General features: G+C 67.1%; 18 protein-coding genes. 4 read left to right on the forward strand and 14 right to left on the reverse strand.

Annotation, left to right across the window (positions count from 1 at the left end):
- Positions 1-57 precede the first annotated feature (57 nt).
- Genes G6N50_RS05310 through G6N50_RS05340 form a run of 7 tightly spaced genes read right to left on the reverse strand, consistent with a single transcriptional unit; the run spans position 58 to position 6,659 of the window.
- Positions 58-1,173 (reverse strand): M24 family metallopeptidase, encoded by a 1,116-nt coding sequence (locus tag G6N50_RS05310; RefSeq protein WP_083099124.1) that lies wholly within the window; start codon positions 1,171-1,173, stop codon positions 58-60.
- Positions 1,163-2,398 (reverse strand): M24 family metallopeptidase, encoded by a 1,236-nt coding sequence (locus G6N50_RS05315; protein ID WP_083099122.1) that lies wholly within the window; start codon positions 2,396-2,398, stop codon positions 1,163-1,165. The genes G6N50_RS05310 and G6N50_RS05315 overlap by 11 nt, the downstream gene beginning before the upstream one ends.
- Positions 2,395-3,567, reverse strand: coding sequence for an amidohydrolase family protein (locus tag G6N50_RS05320; protein ID WP_083099120.1), 1,173 nt, complete (start codon positions 3,565-3,567; stop codon positions 2,395-2,397). The genes G6N50_RS05315 and G6N50_RS05320 overlap by 4 nt, the downstream gene beginning before the upstream one ends.
- Positions 3,568-3,586: 19 nt before the next feature.
- Positions 3,587-3,757, reverse strand: a complete 171-nt coding sequence (locus G6N50_RS05325; protein WP_158086110.1) for a hypothetical protein — start codon at positions 3,755-3,757, stop codon at positions 3,587-3,589.
- A gap of 18 nt (positions 3,758-3,775) precedes the next feature.
- On the reverse strand, positions 3,776-4,723 hold the full coding sequence (locus tag G6N50_RS05330) for an SDR family oxidoreductase (protein ID WP_083099118.1): 948 nt from the start codon (positions 4,721-4,723) through the stop codon (positions 3,776-3,778).
- Positions 4,717-5,940, reverse strand: a complete 1,224-nt coding sequence (locus G6N50_RS05335) for a cytochrome P450 (RefSeq protein ID WP_083099116.1) — start codon at positions 5,938-5,940, stop codon at positions 4,717-4,719. The genes G6N50_RS05330 and G6N50_RS05335 overlap by 7 nt, the downstream gene beginning before the upstream one ends.
- Positions 5,937-6,659 (reverse strand): TetR family transcriptional regulator, encoded by a 723-nt coding sequence (locus G6N50_RS05340; protein WP_083099114.1) that lies wholly within the window; start codon positions 6,657-6,659, stop codon positions 5,937-5,939. The genes G6N50_RS05335 and G6N50_RS05340 overlap by 4 nt, the downstream gene beginning before the upstream one ends.
- Before the next feature lie 137 nt (positions 6,660-6,796).
- On the opposite strand from G6N50_RS05340, the gene G6N50_RS05345 reads away from it, so the two are divergent.
- A complete protein-coding gene (locus G6N50_RS05345) occupies positions 6,797-7,273 on the forward strand; it encodes a nitroreductase family deazaflavin-dependent oxidoreductase (RefSeq protein ID WP_083099112.1) in 477 nt (158 codons plus the stop codon).
- Positions 7,274-7,297: 24 nt separating this feature from the next.
- On the opposite strand, the gene G6N50_RS05350 is transcribed toward G6N50_RS05345, so the two are convergent.
- From G6N50_RS05350 to G6N50_RS05365, 4 genes are all read right to left on the reverse strand, one after another.
- Positions 7,298-7,915 (reverse strand): hypothetical protein, encoded by a 618-nt coding sequence (locus G6N50_RS05350; protein ID WP_083099110.1) that lies wholly within the window; start codon positions 7,913-7,915, stop codon positions 7,298-7,300.
- 145 nt (positions 7,916-8,060) lie between these two features.
- On the reverse strand, positions 8,061-8,552 hold the full coding sequence (locus tag G6N50_RS05355) for a DUF2231 domain-containing protein (protein ID WP_083099107.1): 492 nt from the start codon (positions 8,550-8,552) through the stop codon (positions 8,061-8,063).
- 30 nt (positions 8,553-8,582) lie between these two features.
- Entirely contained in the window at positions 8,583-9,197 is a 615-nt protein-coding gene (locus tag G6N50_RS05360) for a hypothetical protein (protein WP_179970137.1), read from the reverse strand.
- 135 nt (positions 9,198-9,332) lie between these two features.
- Entirely contained in the window at positions 9,333-10,145 is an 813-nt protein-coding gene (locus G6N50_RS05365) for a SigB/SigF/SigG family RNA polymerase sigma factor (RefSeq protein ID WP_083099128.1), read from the reverse strand.
- 875 nt (positions 10,146-11,020) lie between these two features.
- On the opposite strand from G6N50_RS05365, the gene G6N50_RS05370 reads away from it, so the two are divergent.
- The gene (locus G6N50_RS05370; RefSeq protein WP_083099103.1) at positions 11,021-11,908 is read left to right on the forward strand and encodes an SDR family NAD(P)-dependent oxidoreductase; all 888 of its coding nucleotides are present in this window, start codon (positions 11,021-11,023) and stop codon (positions 11,906-11,908) included.
- A 190-nt stretch (positions 11,909-12,098) separates the two neighbouring features.
- Here the strand turns inward: G6N50_RS05370 and G6N50_RS05375 are convergent, their stop codons facing one another.
- On the reverse strand, positions 12,099-12,587 hold the full coding sequence (locus tag G6N50_RS05375; RefSeq protein WP_083099101.1) for a hypothetical protein: 489 nt from the start codon (positions 12,585-12,587) through the stop codon (positions 12,099-12,101).
- Between the two features lie 161 nt (positions 12,588-12,748).
- Positions 12,749-13,420, reverse strand: a complete 672-nt coding sequence (locus G6N50_RS05380; protein WP_083099099.1) for a TetR/AcrR family transcriptional regulator — start codon at positions 13,418-13,420, stop codon at positions 12,749-12,751.
- A 179-nt stretch (positions 13,421-13,599) separates the two neighbouring features.
- Between G6N50_RS05380 and G6N50_RS05385 the strand changes: the two genes are divergently transcribed.
- Entirely contained in the window at positions 13,600-15,366 is a 1,767-nt protein-coding gene (locus G6N50_RS05385; protein WP_083099097.1) for an N-acyl-D-amino-acid deacylase family protein, read from the forward strand.
- Positions 15,367-15,396: 30 nt separating this feature from the next.
- On the opposite strand, the gene G6N50_RS05390 is transcribed toward G6N50_RS05385, so the two are convergent.
- Complete coding sequence (locus G6N50_RS05390; protein WP_083099095.1) at positions 15,397-16,005, reverse strand: TetR/AcrR family transcriptional regulator; 609 nt, start codon at positions 16,003-16,005, stop codon at positions 15,397-15,399.
- Positions 16,006-16,172: 167 nt separating this feature from the next.
- Here G6N50_RS05390 and G6N50_RS05395 point away from each other — a divergent pair, with 167 nt between their 5' ends.
- Positions 16,173-16,718, forward strand: a complete 546-nt coding sequence (locus G6N50_RS05395) for a class I SAM-dependent methyltransferase (protein ID WP_083099093.1) — start codon at positions 16,173-16,175, stop codon at positions 16,716-16,718.

Below are 16,718 nucleotides of genomic sequence, written 5' to 3' on the forward strand. Positions count from 1 at the left end.
ACCGACAAGAAACGCCGCTTAGTGACCAGTGAAACGCAAGTGGCCCAAGTGAGTTCGTTATTTCCAGGACGGGCCGGTGGTCAGTACCTCGACGCCATTGTCGGTGATGTGCACGGTGTCTCGGCGGAACACCGCGCCGACGTCCCGCTGCCACACATACGCGGTGATCGCCAACACCATCCCGGCCTCGAGCCGGTCGAGTTCCCCTGCGGCCAAGAGCGATTCGGACACCACGGGTGGATCGAAGCCCAGCCCCAGCCCGTGCGCGACCGGCATCGGCGGGATCGGTTCATCCGCCGCGCCGTACGCGGCGAGCAGATCATCGGTGGGTGCGCCCGGTCGACAGGCGGCAAGCAGCCTGTCGTACAAGCGGTTCGAGCGCTCGAAGAGCGCCCGCGCCTCGCCACTGAGGTCATCGCCGGCCGGCCAGGTTCGGCCCACCTCGGCGACATAGCCGTTCGCCAGCGCGCCCGCGGCAAAAGCGACGAGGTCACCCGGCCTGATCTCGGCCGCGCCACGACGCCACGGCTTCTCCCGGGAGGTCACCCACGCGGCGTCCTGGGTGGCGGGGGTGCTCACCCCGCCTGCGGCCATCGCCTCCATCATCACGCCGGCCAGCGTCCGTTCGGACACACCCGGCGCCAATTCGTCCAGCGCGGTGGCCAATCCGTGTTCGGCGACACGCAACGCCTGATCCATCGCCGCGAGCTCGCCGGGCGTCTTGATTCGCCGAGCAGCACGCATCGCCGGCTCAGCGTCGACGAGTTCGGCATTGGGGAACGCCTGGGGCAGCAACGCCGCGAAAGTCGGTGTGATCGAGTCGGTCCCGACCCGCCGCGCCGCTTCAGCGCCGTCGATCTTCTTCAGCACGTCGATGAGCGTCATTGGGTTCCAGGCCAGTCCGTACAGGTGGTCGTGGCCGATCTCCTCCGGGACGCCCTCGTCGTCGGTGCTGTTGAGGTAGATGTCTCCGGTGGCACGCACCAGCACGCACATCGGACCGAAGGGGCGGGTGCCGGCGATCCACAGTTGCGGGGCGCCGGTGACGTAACGGATGTTGGCCTGCCGGCCCAGGACCAGGATGTCCAGGCCGTGCTCCTCCATCTGGGCGAGCGCCCGTTCCCTGCGGCCCGACCGCAACGCACGCGCGTCGGGCAGAACTTCAGTCGCCATAGGGAGTGTAGGGGTAGTCGGTAATCGGCGCATAGCCGTCTTCGGTGATCACCACGATCTCCTCACTGCGATAGCCTCCCGTTCCGTCCGCCCACATCACCGGTTCCAGCACCAGAACCATGCCGGGCGGAAAGACGAAGTTGTCGTCGAACTCCTCGCCGAGATCCGTTCCGATCATTGGCGCCTCGGCAGGGTAGGTACCGATACCGTGGCCCAGATAGAAATGCGGCAACCACGGCTTGCGGCCACCGTTGGCCGCGATCGCGGCGCGTGCCAAATCACCCGACGTCACACCGGCTTTGGTCACCGCGAGCACCGCGTCCAGCACGGCTCGCCACTGCCGGAACTGGTCCTGTTGTCGCGGCGTGGGTTTCTCGCCGACCACCCAGGTGCGGCCGAAGTCGGAGCAGTATCCGTGGTAGGTGATGCTGATGTCGGTCCACAGCACGTCGCCGGCCGCCAGTTCCCGATCGGTGGGCAACAGCGGCAGGGCGAGATCGCCGTGCGTCGTCCACACTCCGGCCTCGCGTGAACTCGGCATCACCTGCCAAATGGCCTCGAGCATGTTGGTGGTGGCGCCCAGCTCGAACGCGCGGCGGACGAACGTGGCCGAAAGATCGATCTGCCGCACGCCCGGCTTCAACGCCTTCTGCACGTCGACGATCGCCTCTTCGGTGATGCGGGCCGCCCGGCGAAGGCAGGACAGCTCGTCGCGGGTCTTCACCAATTGCGCGGCACCGAGCACGATCGCCGCGTCCGTCGGCGGCCCCGCGGGGAACAGCGTGGCCGCCGCCCGGCGCATGGCACCGGTGAGCTCGTCGACGGCGATGTTGGCCCCCGGCGGGACGAGCCCGGCCAGCTCCCGCGCGAACTCCTTTACCCCGTACTCGAATTCGAGGTAGGCGGGGCCGTGCAGATGGTCGTCCGGCACCGGATACTCCGCGGCCGCTCCGCTGCGGAACGGCATGAAAAGGTGCGGATGCACGTCTTCGGCGAGCACGACGGCGACCGGGCGCTCGACGTGCGACAGACCCGCGTCCAGAAGCGGCCAGCTGGCTCCGGTCGCGTATCCGACGTAGCCGTTCATCAACAGGATCAACGCGTCGACGCCATGTTCGGCCATGGCGGACCGCAGCCGCGCTCCGATCTCGGCACGCATGCGGGCACAGTCCGGTGCGTCGGGTATGTCGAGCACCGAGCCGGGGGAGGTCACCGAGTTCGTCATGCCGGGATTCCCAGGAATTTTCTGATGTTGCCACCGACCACCCGCACCGCGTCCTCGGGGCCTACCGCCTCGACCACCGCGGCCAGCGATCTCTCCGAATAGCCGAACGTGCTTTCGTTGTGCGGGTAATCCGATGACCACATCACCTTGTCGATCCCGATCTCGTCGATCTGCCGCAGACCCAGTGGATCGACCATGAACGACGCGCACATGTGCGTGTCCCAGTAGTGGCGGGCATCGTGCTCCGGCCGGTGTGCCAGCATGTGCCGGTAGGAGGCCAGCACATGCTCGGCGTCCTGCAGGGCCGTTAAGACCCAGGCGATTCCGCCTTCGAACCAGCCGATCCGCAGCCCCGGATGCCGGTCCAGGGTGCCGCCGAAGATATACTTGGAGAACATCTCTCGGAACGAGTCGATGTTGACCATCATGGCCACCGCGACGCTGTTGACCTCGCTGGGGAACTTGGGCTGGCTCTCGCCGATGTGGTGCGTGACCGGCAGGCCGGCGTCTTGGATCTCGTCCCATACCGCCCGCATCGGGGTGCTCGAGTAATCGATGGGATGGCCGTCGCGGTCGTTGCCCGGGCTGATCGGCATCAGAAACGTTCGCAGCCCCAACGATTTCAGCTCGGTCAACGTCCGCCGGGCGCCCGCCGGATCCCACCAGTTGATCAGCCCGACCCCGTAGCAATGGCCTTCGGAGCGCTCCTGAACGCTGGCGATGTGCTCGTTGTAGACGCGAAAGATCCGCTCGCGAATCTCGTGGTCGGGGTGGTGGAACAGCGCGAGCACCGCGTTAGGGAAGGCCAGTTCCTTGTCGACGCCGTCTTCGGCGAGCTCGCGAACACGGGCATCGACGTTGTTGGTGGCCGCCCCCGCGAGATCGTCGTATTGCATGAGCACCGCGCTGAAATCGCCGACCACCATTGATTCTCCGGGCCGGCCGAGCAGATACGCGCCGTCCTCATACCAGATCCGCGGGGCCTGATCCTTGAGTTCGTCGGGAAAGCCCTCGTAGAAGATGTCGTCGGCCACCGACATGTGGTTGTCGGCGGAGAACACCTCGGTGCCGGCCGGCAGGCCGGTGTCGAATCCGGCCGCGTGACCGCGGCGGTCCTTGGGCGCACCGAGCACGCCTTCGGGATAGAGGGTTTGGGCTGGAGCGGACATCGTCGTCCCTTCGTTGCGATCACCTGCTGAGCAGACCGACCTGGTCCAGGTCGGTGAGATACTTGTCGATCAACTGCTTGAGACGTGGGGCATGGTGCGGCCCGCATGTTCCACGGCCGCCCGGAACCGGTCTCCGGGCACCGGGGAGCCGACCCGGGTCTTTGACGTCACTGCGACCGACGAACACCATCTGTCACCACCTTCGATGTCAACCCGGGTAGCTCACACCGGTGAGCTGTTCGGAGAGCTGCCACAGCCGTCGCATGTCGGGCTCGCTGCGCGCCAGGCGGGGGACACCGGCGAAAGTGACACCGCCCCTGGTGGTTTCGTAGAAGCCGCGCGGCCCGTAGTATTTGCCGCCCCGCGCATCGGGCGATACCGCCGCGTAGAGGGTCGGCTTGATGCCTTCGTCGATGTCGAGCCACATGAACGGCAGCAACCGCCACGTCAGCCGCGTGATCCGGGCCTGCAAAGTCGGTTTGGTGCGGCCGTACGAGGCGCCACTGAGCAGGTTGGTTTTGGACAGGCCGGGGTGCGCGGCGTTGGACATCAACCCCCAACCATCCTGGCGGCTGCGCCGATCCAGTTCGACGGCGAACATCAGCTGCGCCAATTTGGCAATGCCATAGGAGTGCATGGGTTTGTAGCCGTGTTGCGCGTCGACGTCGTCGAATTCGAGAGCGCGCTGGGTCGCGGCGATGCTGCTGACGGTCACGACTCGTGCGGATTCCGCCGCCCGCAGCAGCCCCAGCAGCCGCCCGGTCAACGCGAAATGCCCTAAATGGTTCGTCCCGAACTGCAATTCGAATCCATCGCTGGTCTGTTGCCGTTCCGGGGGCGTCATGACGCCCGCGTTGTTGATCAGGATGTCGATCGGGCGACCTGCTGCGATCAATTCCTCGCTCAGCGTGGCGACGCTGGACAGCGACGACACGTCGAGCTGCCTGGTGCTGAGCTTGGCCTGGGGCACCTCCCGGCGGATCTCGGCGATCGCCCGGTCGCCCTTGACCCGGTCGCGGATTGCCATCACCACGTCGGCGCCCGCGGCCGAGAGCCGCTTCGCCAGCCCGAACCCCAAACCGCTGTTGGCCCCGGTCACTACGGCGAATCTGCCACGCAGATCGGGAACGTCCAGCGACAGATCGGGCTTCACCATGTCACGGGCAGCTCGTAGAGACCGTAGGCCAGCGCATCGTGCTTGAACGGAAGTTCGTCCAGCGGCACCGCGAGCTGCAGTGTCGGGACGCTGCGCAACAGGGTGGGCAGCACGATCTGCAATTCCATGCGCGCCAGCTGCTGACCCACGCATTGGTGGCGCCCGTAGCCGAACCCGACATGCGGCCCGTCCGCACGGAGCAAGTCCAGTCGGTCGGGACTGGGGAACTGGCGGACATCCCAGTTCGCGGGGGCCACGTCGAGGATGATGCCGTCACCCGCCCGGATGGTCTCACCGCCAATCTCGATGTCCTCGAGGGCAATTCGCCGCTGGCCGGTCTGGATGATGCTCAGGTAGCGCATCAGCTCTTCGACCGCGGTGGCGATTACCTTCGGATCGTCGGTGTCGCGCAGCAGCGCACGCTGGTCGGGATGTTCGAGCAACGCCGCAATGCTCAGACTGATCATGTTCGCGGTGGTCTCATGGCCCGCGATCAGCACGCCAGTGGCCAGTTGCGCGGCTTCCCGCACGCTGAGCTCCTCGGCGCTGACCCGCTCGGCGAGGTCGGACACCAAATCCTCTGAGGGGCTTTGCATTTTCGTCCGAACCAGGTTGGCCAGGTACTTCGCCAACGAGGCGGCGCCCTGGGCGGTGTCCTCCTCGGTCGCGTACCGGCCCATGCCCCGCTGGGCTTGCGTCTGGAAGAATTCCGCGTCCTCATAGGGCACGCCGAGCAGTTCGCTGATGACCAGGGAGGGGACCGGCAACGACAGGGTGCTGACGATGTCGCCCGGCTTCGGACCCGCCAGCAGGGCGTCGAGGTGGTCGTCGGTGATCTTCTGTACCGCCGGCCGCAACGCCTCAACTCGCTTGAAGGTGAACGGTTTAGACAGCATCCGGCGGAATCGGGTGTGTTCCTCGGCGTCGGAGGTGAACACCGAACGAGGGCGCTTGTCCACCGTGGCCAGCATGCCCGCGTTCCAGTGCGGGTAGCCCGGCAGCCGGTCGTCGACACTCGTGCGCGAGTCGGTGAACAGCGCGCGTATCGCGTCGTAGCCGTGGATCAGCCAGGGGGTGCTGTCGTCCCAGATCCGGACCCTGCTCAGCTGCTTGTCGGCGTTGAGCTCCAACACCTTCGGAGGCGGGGCGAACGGGCAGCCGGGCGCCCGCGTCATCGGGAACTCCGGGATATCGGTGGCGGTGGATCCTTCGGTCATCGTGCTCCTTGGTTGTTGGCCTGCGCCGCTGGCTGTGCTGGTTGGCCGCCGGCCGCGCCCACGTGGACCGGCGCGCGCCACAGGCCGACGATCGCGTCGATCAGTCCTTCGCCGGCCACCGGCCACGGCGAACGCGACCGGGGTCCGTGTTCGGCCAGTGCGCCTTCGTGTTCCGCGCAGGTGTGCATGAGCAGGTTGCGCACCATCACCATCCGTTCGGACCGGACCCGCTTGGGCAGCTCCGGAAGGCAGCGGTTGATGCCGTCGAGCGTCTGCACCAGCAACGGCGACGCCAGTGCGTCTTTGGTGACCACGTGGCGGTAGGTGGGATCGGCCATGGCCTGCGCGGCGAACCGGGCGTACCAGGTCGGGGTGCCCAGCGCGGACAGATGATCGGTCAAGGGGCGCACCAGCGCGCCGACCCAATCCCGTAGCTCGGTCGAATCGCCGATGGAGGCCAGCATGTGGGCGCGCAGCTTCTCGATCGGCTCGCGATGCTTGCTCTCGATCGCGCGGAGCAGGTCGACCCGGGTGCCGAAGTGGTAGCACGCCGCGGCGTTGTTGCCCTGTCCGGCGGCCTCGCTGATCTGCCGGTTCGAGACGGCATACATCCCGCGTTCGGCGAAGAGCACTTCGGCGGCCGACAGGATCGCCTCTCGGGTGCCCGTCGACCTGTCGGGGCGAGCGATCCGCTCGGCGGTCATCGCCTCAGTGAACACCCCGCGCCTTGTTAAATCAAGCAATTTATTTATTCACCCGCAGCCGGAACGAGATGGTCAGCGAAACCCCGGTTCGTCGACCGCATTTCATCGTCCTGACGCCCCCGATCCGGCACCCGGGGAATACAGTCGTCGGAATGAATCCGCTGCAGCGGTTGGCCCGCAATCCGACGGCCTACCGCTGGCTGGTTCTCAACGGCCGCCAGGTCGTGGAAGGCCTCGAATCCCTGCTGCGGTTCCTGACGGGCGGACGGCTCGGTGTGCTGGATCTGGCCGGCCTGCCCAACGTGCGGATCACCGTGTCGGGCCGGAAGACCGGGCTCGCCCGCAGCGCGACCGTGCAGTGCGTCCCGTTCCGCGACGGCCTGCTGCTGGTCGGATCGAACTGGGGGCGCGCGTGTCACCCGTCCTGGTCGGCGAATCTCAAAGCGGCGCAACGGGTCACCGTGCGCCGGCGCGGCCGCCGCTTCGTGACGACGGTGCGGCTGCTCGGTGGCGCGGAACGCGACGAAGCGTGGGCCGAGGCGCTGGCGACCTGGCCGAATTATCGGGTCGCCCAGGATCGCGTCGGCCGCCGCCGGTTTCGGCTGTTTCTTCTGACGCCCACCCCGTGATTGGAGCGGCCGTCGCATCCGCGTCTACCCGCCGAGGCCGTTCTTGACTGCGGCGTCTTGTTTTTGGCCCACGTCGGTCACGAAGTCCGGCGGCACCAGGGCGCTGGGGGGCCCGTCGAATTCCAATTCGACGAAGGCCCGGCCCTCGGTGAACAGCAGCACGGTCACTCCCTTGGCGCCGTCGGGCGACGGGCCCGAGATCGTGGTGCCACCGGTGCCGACGGCGATCGGCTCGGGCGTCCCGTGGACGTAACCGTCATGGGTCGACTTGGCCGATTCCAGCGCGCGCTGCGCGGCCACGGGATCGGGCAGGATCTGAATGCTGTCAATGATCACGTGCGTGCGGTCGTTGTTGCTGAAGGTGGTGCTGGCCCCGGGCTGGCCGTTCGGGTTGTTGGTCGGCGGGGTGGCGGTGAAAACCTCGGGTGCGTTGATATCGCCGGCCGCGATGAGTAACCGGGTGTAGTCCGACGGTTGGGCGGATGCGGACGTCGGCGTCGCGGTGTGGCCGGCCGAACTCGAAGCGGTCGATGATGGTGTGGCCGGCGATGACTTCGATCCGTTGCCGCAGCCGGCGACCGCCGCGCCGGCCAGCGCCACCGTCAGCGACACTCCAACCGCAAGCCTCGAGAATTTGCTCATGGACGTTTCCTTCCGCCCCCGGCTTGGACACCGCAAAGGTAACGCAACACAAGCACTGATGTTGGGGAACGTGGTTAGTGCGTGGCAGTTACCCCGGCGGTGCCCGCCCGGGCCGAAGAACGGTTAGTTGCCGCGCGCGTCGTCGTCAGCCCGCGTGATTCTTGGTCAGGTGCGCGATCTCGCTGCCCCAGACCGATTGCGCGCCTGCGTCGCCCACGCGGTAGACCTGAACCATCGACGAGATCCCCGCCGCTAGCGCAAGGATCGCGACGAGTGTCTGGGCGGCGACGCGGCTCTTCTCGGAGCGGCGTTCGATCATTCGCAGGATCACAAGCACGATGGCAACCGCCAGTAGCGCGGCGGAGAAGTAATTCATCAGGCTGCCCCGCTCGGCGTGTTCGCGCAGGATCGGGCTGGGATTCGTTCTCAAGCCGTAGAGCCATCCGCCGGCATTGATGGTGATGGGCGTGACCACCATGGTGATTGCGGCCAGGAGCAGCGTGAGCCACATCAGCTGCCCGCGCCGGGCCGCGGGCCACAACCCGCATACGATGTCGAGCAGGGCGGTCAACGGCACCAGCACCACGACCAAATGCAGCAGCAGGGCATGAGCCGGCATGCCGTTGATGATGTCCATAGCGTCCCCCCGATGGTGGTAGCGCGGCGCTTAGCTGCCGAGCCCCTTCTTGATGGCCGCATCTTGCTTCTGGCCGACGTCGTTGACGAAGTCTGGCGGGGCGAGCGTGTCAGTCGGGCCATCGAATTCCATCGTGGCAAGCGCCTTGCCCTCGGTGAAGAGCAGGATCACCACACCCTTGCTGCGGTCCGGGGTGTTACCCATCAGCATCGTGCCGCCGCTGCCGACGTTCGACGGTTGCGTGGTCGGATCCTTGATTGCAGCACCCTGTTGACCCTTCGCCGCGTTCAACGCGTTGGTGGCAGCGGCGGGGTCGTCGTAGACGCCGATGGTGACCGTGATGGCGTGACTACCGTCGTCGTCCTTGAAGGTGGTCGCGACGCCCGGCTGGCCATTGGGATTGGCGGTCGGAGGAGCGGCGGTGAAGGGGACCGGGGCGTTGATGTCACTCGGCTGGATGAGCAGCTTGGCGTACTCGTTCGGCTGCGCCGGCGCCGATGACGCCGGGGCCGGCCCTGGGCTGCTGATGGCCGACGTTGCCGAGGTAGCCGACCCCGACTTCGACGGCGACGGCTGCGGCTTGTTGCCGCCACAGCCGGCTATTGAAACCGCCAGTGCCGTCGTCGCTGCGACACCCGCGACCACCGCTGGTGACATCCTCAATCGGATCGAACTCCTTCCAGGTCTTCCTGGCGACAAAGTCGGGTTGTCCTTCGATCGCACAGTACAGTGCTGCGCGGCAGGGGATGCCGCGCAGCGTCCTGGGGGAGTTGAGCCGGGCTATTCGAGTTGATCGCGCAGGGAGCTCAGCGTGTTTGCCAGGATGCGGGACACCTGCATCTGCGAGACCCCGATCCGCTCTGCGATCTGGCTTTGCGTCATGGATTCGAAGAACCGCATGCGCAATACCTCGCGTTCGCGCTCCGGGAGGGTGGCGACCAGAACCCGCAGCGCCTCCCGATTGGTGATGTGCTCGATCTGCGGATCGATATCGCCGACCGAGTCGGCCACCGAGCGGGGCGTGCCCGAACTGTCGGCGCCCCGCGGTGCATCCAGGGAGTCGAGCCGATAGGCGTCGCCCGCGACGAGGCATTCAACGATCTCCTCGCGGGGTACCTCGAGCACCTGAGAAAGTTCACCGGCGGTGGGTGCGCGCCCGAGCTGTTGGGATAGTTCCGCGGTCGTCCTGCTGATCTGCACGTGCAGCTCACGCAGCCGCCGCGGGACGCGCATCCCCCAGCTGTAGTCGCGGAAGTAACGCCGGACCTCTCCCATCATGGTGGGCACCGCGAACCCGATGAAGCTCGGACCCTTTGCGGGGTCGAACCGGTTGACGGCGTTCATCAGCCCCAGCCGCGCGACCTGAATCAGGTCTTCCAGGCCCTCGCCCCGGCGGGCGAAGTGGCTGGCCACGTGGTCTGCCAGCGGCAGGCACCGAGACACGATGCGTTCGCGTTGATGGGCGTACTCGTGCGATTCGGCGGGCAGTTGCTGCAGTGCCAGAAACATCTCGACGACATCGTCGTATGAATCGTCGTTCTTCCTGGTCGGCCGCGGCGGGGCCGGACGGGTTGCAGAAATTACATTGGTCATCGGGTTGCGCACCCCACGTTCACTCGACGAATCGTGTAAACGGTTGCGCAAGAACAAGTTTGCATTGCTGACTCACTCCTAGAGTCGTATGCAGCGAGGGCCGGGTCGCAGCTGCGCGCACTTCTCGCCTCCACTGCATCTCGATCCGCAGGACGGCCGATTCCGTCGACGCACGAAGGAGCGAAGGGCTGACCGGGGCTGATTCGCCGGAGCCATACCAAGCTCAGTAGCCGTGCGGCAGACTGGACCGCTTTTAGCTAAACGGCGACGCGTCCATAACGGACTTCACTGAAGACTATACGCCCCCTCGCAACCCCCGGCGCGGCGATGTCGAAGCGGGTCGGGGGCTTTTCTCGCCGGTTGCCGCCGCATGCCAGTGGGGTCTTAGCAAGCCATCGCTCTCGATGCCCCCGGATCCGCCCGGTGCGGCGAGGCCGGTGCCGAGCTGCGGTGTTGGGGCCTCATCCATCGAGGGCGTGACGGAGCGCCGGTCGCGCCCGCTAACAACATTTCGGCCGATTTGGTTTTCCCGATCCGTCGGTCGGTGACCTGATTCACGCCGGTGTGCGGGAGGCCCGGCCGGGGCGATCGCCGACGGCGCTGGCGTCGTCATCACCAAGGCCGGCCGCGGTGCGATTGCGCAGCGGCGCGGGCTTCAAACCCTGCCCAACCATCCGGTTGGTAGAGATTGCTCGATGCGGTCCGGGTCGCGGATCCGGCATCGCGCGGCGTCGGTTCTCATTTCTGATTCGGCTGGGTACTGTTCGCCTAATGTTCGTGACCTCGATCGAGCACCCGGCCCACCGCCGGCGCCGAGAGCAATTCGCGCGCAACACTTTCCGTGGCCCACAGGGTAGCCCCGCAAGGGACGGGCGATGACCGGCACCGAGGCTTCGCTGGCCGGACGCGGCGTAGTGGTCTCGGGCGGCAGCCGAGGTATCGGACGCGCGGTCGCCGAGCTGCTGGGCAACCTGGGCGCCGGTGTGGTCGTCAATGGGCGTGACGAACAGGCCGTGCAGGAGACGGTCGCGGCGATCACGGCGGCGGGCGGGCGGGCCACCGCGGTGGTGGGAGCCGCGGACGACGAGCGCGTTGCCCGATCGCTCGTCGACGAATGCGTTAGCGCGTTCGGGCGGCTGGACACGCTGATCAACTGCGCGGGGATCGCCGAACCCCCCGGTTCGTCCATTCTGACCATCTCCCCGGACGAGTTCGACCGCCTGATCGGCGCCCACCTGGGCACGGCTTTCCACACCTGCCGGGTGGCCGCTCCGGTGCTGGCCGCGCAGGGGCACGGAGCCATCATCAACACCAGCTCGGTGGCGTTCCTGGGTGACTACGGCGGGACCGGTTATCCGGCGGGTAAGGGCGCCGTCAACGCTCTTACGATGGCCATCGCCGCCGAACTGAAGCCCTACGGCGTGCGGGCCAACGTGGTTTGCCCCGGCGCCAGGACGCGGCTGTCCACCGGTGCCGAGTACGAAAAGCACATCGAAGACCTGCACCGCCGTGGGCTGCTCGACGAGATGACGATGCGGGCATCGCTCGACAGCGCGCCGCCCGAGTTTGTCGCACCGGTCTACGCCTACCTGGCGAGTGACTTGTCGCGTGACGTGACAGGTCAAATCCTGGTTGCCGCAGGCGGTTTCGTGGGCCGCTTCGACCGCCAGACGCCGCGGCTGCTGGGCTACCGCGACCACCACCAGGCCGGGCCGTGGTCGGTGCCGGAGGTTTATAACATGTTCGTCGGCACGAGCGACTGACGACCCGACGGCCAGCAAACTAACCGGCCGGCTCTGCCCGAGCCCGCGCGGTGCGGCCGTCCCGGTGATCCGAAGGCCTTCGCATCAGGAGCCAAGAGAGGTCGGTGGTGCCCGGATGTGACGAAAACCTCCAATTGCCGTGTCACCCGGGACGATCCAGCCGCACCTGCGCCGGCTCGCCCGTCGACCGCTAGCCAACCTCCCCGGTGTCGCGACTCCGCCGCTTCTTGCCGCCCCGGCCGCGCAGCACCGAATGGCTCGCCCGCACCGCGCCGCGGAACGCATAGGCGGCGGCGACCACGCACAGCAGGATCAGCACGACGAACATCGGCAGCCAGTTGTCCCTGCTGTGGCTGACGTTCCACCAGATGATCGTGAAGAGCACCGCGCACAGCAGCAGGACCCCGTCTCGCCAGTTGCCGCGGTACGACAGTGCGGTCCGGCGCAGCGCACGGGTGCGATCCGCGGCGTCGATGAGGTCGTCGATGCGATCTTCGATGGTGCGCCGCAATTCGGCGCGCCGGGCCATGTCCTCGGGCGGGAGTCGATCGAGCAACTCCAGGTCCTGTTTGATCGCGTCTCGATAATCCGGACCCCTGAATTGCCCCGCAGCAGTCGCGAGCAATGCGCCGCCAAGGATGGGCGCGCTGTTCAGCGCGACCTGTGCCAGACCCACCACGTCGAGTCCTCCTTGGATTGGCGGACAACATCGGCACGTTGAGGATCGCCGAACCGGGGGAACAGATCAACCGCCTGACCGCATCGGCGGCGCGTCGCGCCGGCCCGGCTGGACATACTGACAAAAATGTATGGTCACGCTCGCGACCTCGCTCGCCCGGGTCAGGACGCCCTCGACGACCGCCGGCGGCTACGCGGTGGCTCCGGATCGCCGAGCGCATCCATCGCGCGGACCATCTGGGGATAGGCGATCGCCGGCCCGATCCAGCGGGTGAGATAGCGCCGGAGGTCGGCACCGCTGCGCGGCGGCCGTCCGGGGTCGGCCAGGAAGGAATGCAGGACCCGCAGCGAGAATTCGTTCAGCTCGTCCAGGCCCGCTTCGTCGAAACCGTACTGTTCCCAGTCGATGTCGTAACGATGGAGCATCGAACGACCGAACGCCAACGCGGTATCGGAGATGATCGAAACCTTGTGGCCGCCACGGTGGCGCTGGTTGAGCACGAATTCGACCTGGTTGTCCGAGGCCAGCTCTTCGACTGCGAAGGCCATGCCCTCGGTGATGGCCAGCACCGGGTCGGTGACGCCCTCGAGATGGGCCGCCATCCGATCGAGGAAACCGTCGGCCGACCGCATCGCGGACGCCACCAACAATGCTTGCGTGCCGGGGAAGTACCGATAGACGGTCTGCCGGGTCACCCCCAGGGCCCGCGCCACGTCGGCGATCCGCATCGCCGAGCCGCGTTCGTCGATGATCTTGTCGGCGGCGTCGAGGATGCGCTCGATCGCCTCCGCATCGGACGCCGGCGTGTTTCCCGCCCAACCGTGACTGCGCATGATTAACGGGCGGCAAACCCGTAGCCGGTGAACCCCACAGCTGGATCATAGCGTCTGCCGCGACGCCATCGTTGCTGGCTAACCGCCGGGTCGGCACCGACAGCGCGGCAAGACGATCTGCGCAGTATGTATGATCACTTGCGGATCCGGGGGCTCCGGCGCGACAGAGAGGCCGACCGATGCAGTACGACACCGTGATCACGAACGGACGCTGGTTCGATGGGTTGGGCGGGCCGTCGGCGTTGCGGGACATCGGGGTGCGTGACGGCCGCGTCGTCACCATCGCCAAGGGGCCGCTCGACACGACCGGCGCCCAGGTCATCGATGCCACGGGGCAGTGGGTGATTCCCGGCATCATCGACATCCATACCCACTACGACATCGAAACACTTTGTGAGCCGGCGCTTTCCGAGTCGCTGCGGCACGGCGTGACGACCGTGATGCTGGGCTCCTGCTCGCTGTCCACCGTGTACCTGGACAACGTCGACGCGGGCGACATCTTCGGCCGTGTCGAGGCGATCCCCCGGCGTCATGTCATCGAGCAGCTCAATCGGGCGCGGTCGTGGAACAGCCCCAAGGAATATGTGGCCGCACTCGAGCGGCTGAACCTGGGTCCCAACATCGCGGCGTTCATCGGTCACTCCGACATGCGCGCCGCCACGATGGGACTGGACCGGGCAACCCGCAAGGACACCCGCCCGTCGGCGTCGGAACTTGCGCGGATGGAGTCGATGCTGGAAGAGGCGCTCGACGAAGGCTTCGTCGGGTTGTCCTCTCAGCAACTGCTGTTCGACAAACTCGACGGTGAGGTCTGCAGATCGCGCACCCTGCCGTCGACCTACGCCAAGCCGCGTGAACTCCGGCGCTTGAACGCGATCCTGCGGCGGCGCAACAAAATCCTGCAGTCGGGGCCCGACATCAAGAACCCGCTGTCGATCGTCTCCCAGCTCGCCACCTCGCTCGGGGTGGGCCGCCGCCGGTTGAAGACCAGCCTGCTGTCGGCCGCCGACGTCAAGTCCCTGCCGCCGGTCATCTATCTGATGGACTGGCTGGCGCGGATGGTCAACGCGCTCGGTGCGGACTTCCGCTGGCAGCACCTGCCGGTGCCGTTCGAGGTCTACGCCGACGGGATTTCGCTGGTGATCTTCGAGGAGTTCGGGTCCGGCGCCGCGGCCCTGCACCTGCAGGATGAGATCGCCCGCAACGAGCTGATGCGCGACGAAGGCTATCGGCGTCAGTTCCGCAAGGACTACGACCAGAAATACGGGCCCCGGGTGTGGCACCGCGACTTCTTCGACGCCGAGATCGCGGCGTGCCCCGACGAATCCGTGGTCGGTAAGTCCTTCGGGCAGGTCGGCTTGGATCGCGGGGGTCTGCATCCGGTCGACGCGTTTCTCGATCTGGTGCTCGAGCACGGCGAAAAGCTGCGCTGGCGCACCACCGTCTCCAACCACCGCCCGGAACTGCTCAAAAAGCTGGCGCAGAGCCCGAACGTTCAGATGGGGTTCTCGGACGCGGGCGCGCACCTGCGCAACATGGCGTTCTACAACTCCGGTCTGCGGCTGCTGCGCCACGTGCGCGACGCCGAGAAGCGGGGCACGCCGTTCATGTCGATCGAACACGCGGTGCACCGGCTCACCGGTGAACTCGGGGCGTGGTACGAGATCGACGCCGGCACCCTGCGTGAGGGTGACCGCGCCGACATCGTCGTCATCAATCCCGACAGGCTCGACGAGTCACTCGACCGCTACGCCGAGCACCCCGTCGAGTCCTACGACGGGCTGTCGCGGATGGTGAACCGCAACGACGAGACGGTCACGGCGGTGCTGGTGTCCGGGAAACTCGCCTTCGGCGCGGGCAAGGCCGCACCGGAGCTGGGCGATGAGCGGTTCGGTGAGTTCCTCCGGGCGGGCAGCCCGGCGCGAAAGCCGGCCTACATCGGTTAGCCGCGCTATTCGTCTGGGGCGCTGGGGCTTTCAGGCGACCGAGGCGCCCAGGATGAGGTTGACCGCCTCGTCGAGCTGCCCGGAGATTTCGGCGAAGCTGACGAACCGGGCGGTCATCAGCGCGCCGGAAAAGGCCATCTGCAGCGTGGATTTCACCGCTCGGGGCCATCCCGGACCGAGCGCGGCGCCGATCCGCTTGGCCACTTCCTCGCCGATCTGTTCCCGAATGGGTGCGACCGCCGGATCGTCGGCCATCAGGGCCGCGCCACAGGCGGCGGTCAGCTCCGGCTCATCGGCGACGACGACGGCCATGTCCCGCAGCGTCGCGCTGACCCTGGTCTTCGTCGTGTCGTTGACGTCGGTGTGTAGCGGCAGGTCCCGCAGGAAGCGCAAATACACCGCCGCGACCAGCGCGCTTTTCGACGGAAAGTAGGTGTAGGCGCTGGCCGGCGATACCCCGGCACGAGTCGCCACCGCGCGCATGGTCAGGTTCGCGTACGACGATTGGCGCAACTCCGCCAACCCGGCATCGAGAACCTTGCGAATGGTCTGCCCGGGCCGACGGTCCGACCGCCGAGCCGCGCCGGCATCTCTAGACACCCGTCCAGTGTAGGAACCGGGGCCCGCGGCCAACAACATCCAAAACTGCGGTCGACTCGGCGTCTTGCTGGCCCTTCTGTCGCGCGGATGCCCGTAAGCCGCACGAGCGGCTCGAGCCCGGCGACGATTTACAGACAACTGTCTAGAACAAGTCTGGCTGTCATTGGCGCGGCTGGTCGTACCGTCCTGGTCCTACAGTGGCGCCTATGGGCGAAGCGGACCGGCAGCGCTGGGACGAACGGTACGCGGCGATGGGGCCACCGCCGTTGAGTTCGGTTGCGCTGCCCGGCGTCTTCGCGGGCCATGCGGATCTGTTTCCCACGGCCGGCAGGGCCCTCGACCTCGCCTGCGGGCAGGGGGCCGGCGCGGTATGGCTGGCTTCACGCGGCCTGCAGGTGGTGGGGTTGGACGTCTCCCCGGTGGCCATCGGCCAGGCGCGCGAGCTGGCCCAACGTGCCGCGGTGGGCGACCGCTGTCGGTTCAACGTCGTCGATTTCGACGGCGGTCTGCCGGCGGGGAGCCCGGTCGATGTCATCCTGTGCTGCAAGTTCCGGGACCCGCGCCTCGACCGCGCGATCATCGAGCGGCTGGCGCCGCGCGGCCTGCTGGCGATCGCCGCGCTGAGCGAGGTCGGGGCGAGTCCCGGTCCCTTCCGCGCCGCGCCCGGCGAGCTGCCCGCGGCCTTCGCCGGCCTGGATCTGATCGGCGCCGGCGAAGGCGACGGTCAGGCGTGGCTGCTGGCCCGGCGCTGA

Origin of the sequence: Mycobacterium mantenii (assembly GCF_010731775.1) — a bacterium.
Lineage (GTDB): Bacteria > Actinomycetota > Actinomycetes > Mycobacteriales > Mycobacteriaceae > Mycobacterium > Mycobacterium mantenii.

Coding starts and splice junctions, on each gene's coding strand:
- G6N50_RS05365 (WP_083099128.1), bottom strand. CDS start 10,145: ATGACCAATGTAATTTCTGCAACCCGTCCGGCCCCGCCGCGGCCGACC.
- G6N50_RS05395 (WP_083099093.1), top strand. CDS start 16,173: ATGGGCGAAGCGGACCGGCAGCGCTGGGACGAACGGTACGCGGCGATG.
- G6N50_RS05390 (WP_083099095.1), bottom strand. CDS start 16,005: ATGTTGTTGGCCGCGGGCCCCGGTTCCTACACTGGACGGGTGTCTAGA.
- G6N50_RS05350 (WP_083099110.1), bottom strand. CDS start 7,915: ATGAGCAAATTCTCGAGGCTTGCGGTTGGAGTGTCGCTGACGGTGGCG.
- G6N50_RS05370 (WP_083099103.1), top strand. CDS start 11,021: ATGACCGGCACCGAGGCTTCGCTGGCCGGACGCGGCGTAGTGGTCTCG.
- G6N50_RS05345 (WP_083099112.1), top strand. CDS start 6,797: ATGAATCCGCTGCAGCGGTTGGCCCGCAATCCGACGGCCTACCGCTGG.
- G6N50_RS05310 (WP_083099124.1), bottom strand. CDS start 1,173: ATGGCGACTGAAGTTCTGCCCGACGCGCGTGCGTTGCGGTCGGGCCGC.
- G6N50_RS05325 (WP_158086110.1), bottom strand. CDS start 3,757: ATGGTGTTCGTCGGTCGCAGTGACGTCAAAGACCCGGGTCGGCTCCCC.
- G6N50_RS05330 (WP_083099118.1), bottom strand. CDS start 4,723: ATGGTGAAGCCCGATCTGTCGCTGGACGTTCCCGATCTGCGTGGCAGA.
- G6N50_RS05385 (WP_083099097.1), top strand. CDS start 13,600: ATGCAGTACGACACCGTGATCACGAACGGACGCTGGTTCGATGGGTTG.
- G6N50_RS05355 (WP_083099107.1), bottom strand. CDS start 8,552: ATGGACATCATCAACGGCATGCCGGCTCATGCCCTGCTGCTGCATTTG.
- G6N50_RS05380 (WP_083099099.1), bottom strand. CDS start 13,420: ATGCGCAGTCACGGTTGGGCGGGAAACACGCCGGCGTCCGATGCGGAG.
- G6N50_RS05315 (WP_083099122.1), bottom strand. CDS start 2,398: ATGACGAACTCGGTGACCTCCCCCGGCTCGGTGCTCGACATACCCGAC.
- G6N50_RS05320 (WP_083099120.1), bottom strand. CDS start 3,567: ATGTCCGCTCCAGCCCAAACCCTCTATCCCGAAGGCGTGCTCGGTGCG.
- G6N50_RS05335 (WP_083099116.1), bottom strand. CDS start 5,940: ATGACCGAAGGATCCACCGCCACCGATATCCCGGAGTTCCCGATGACG.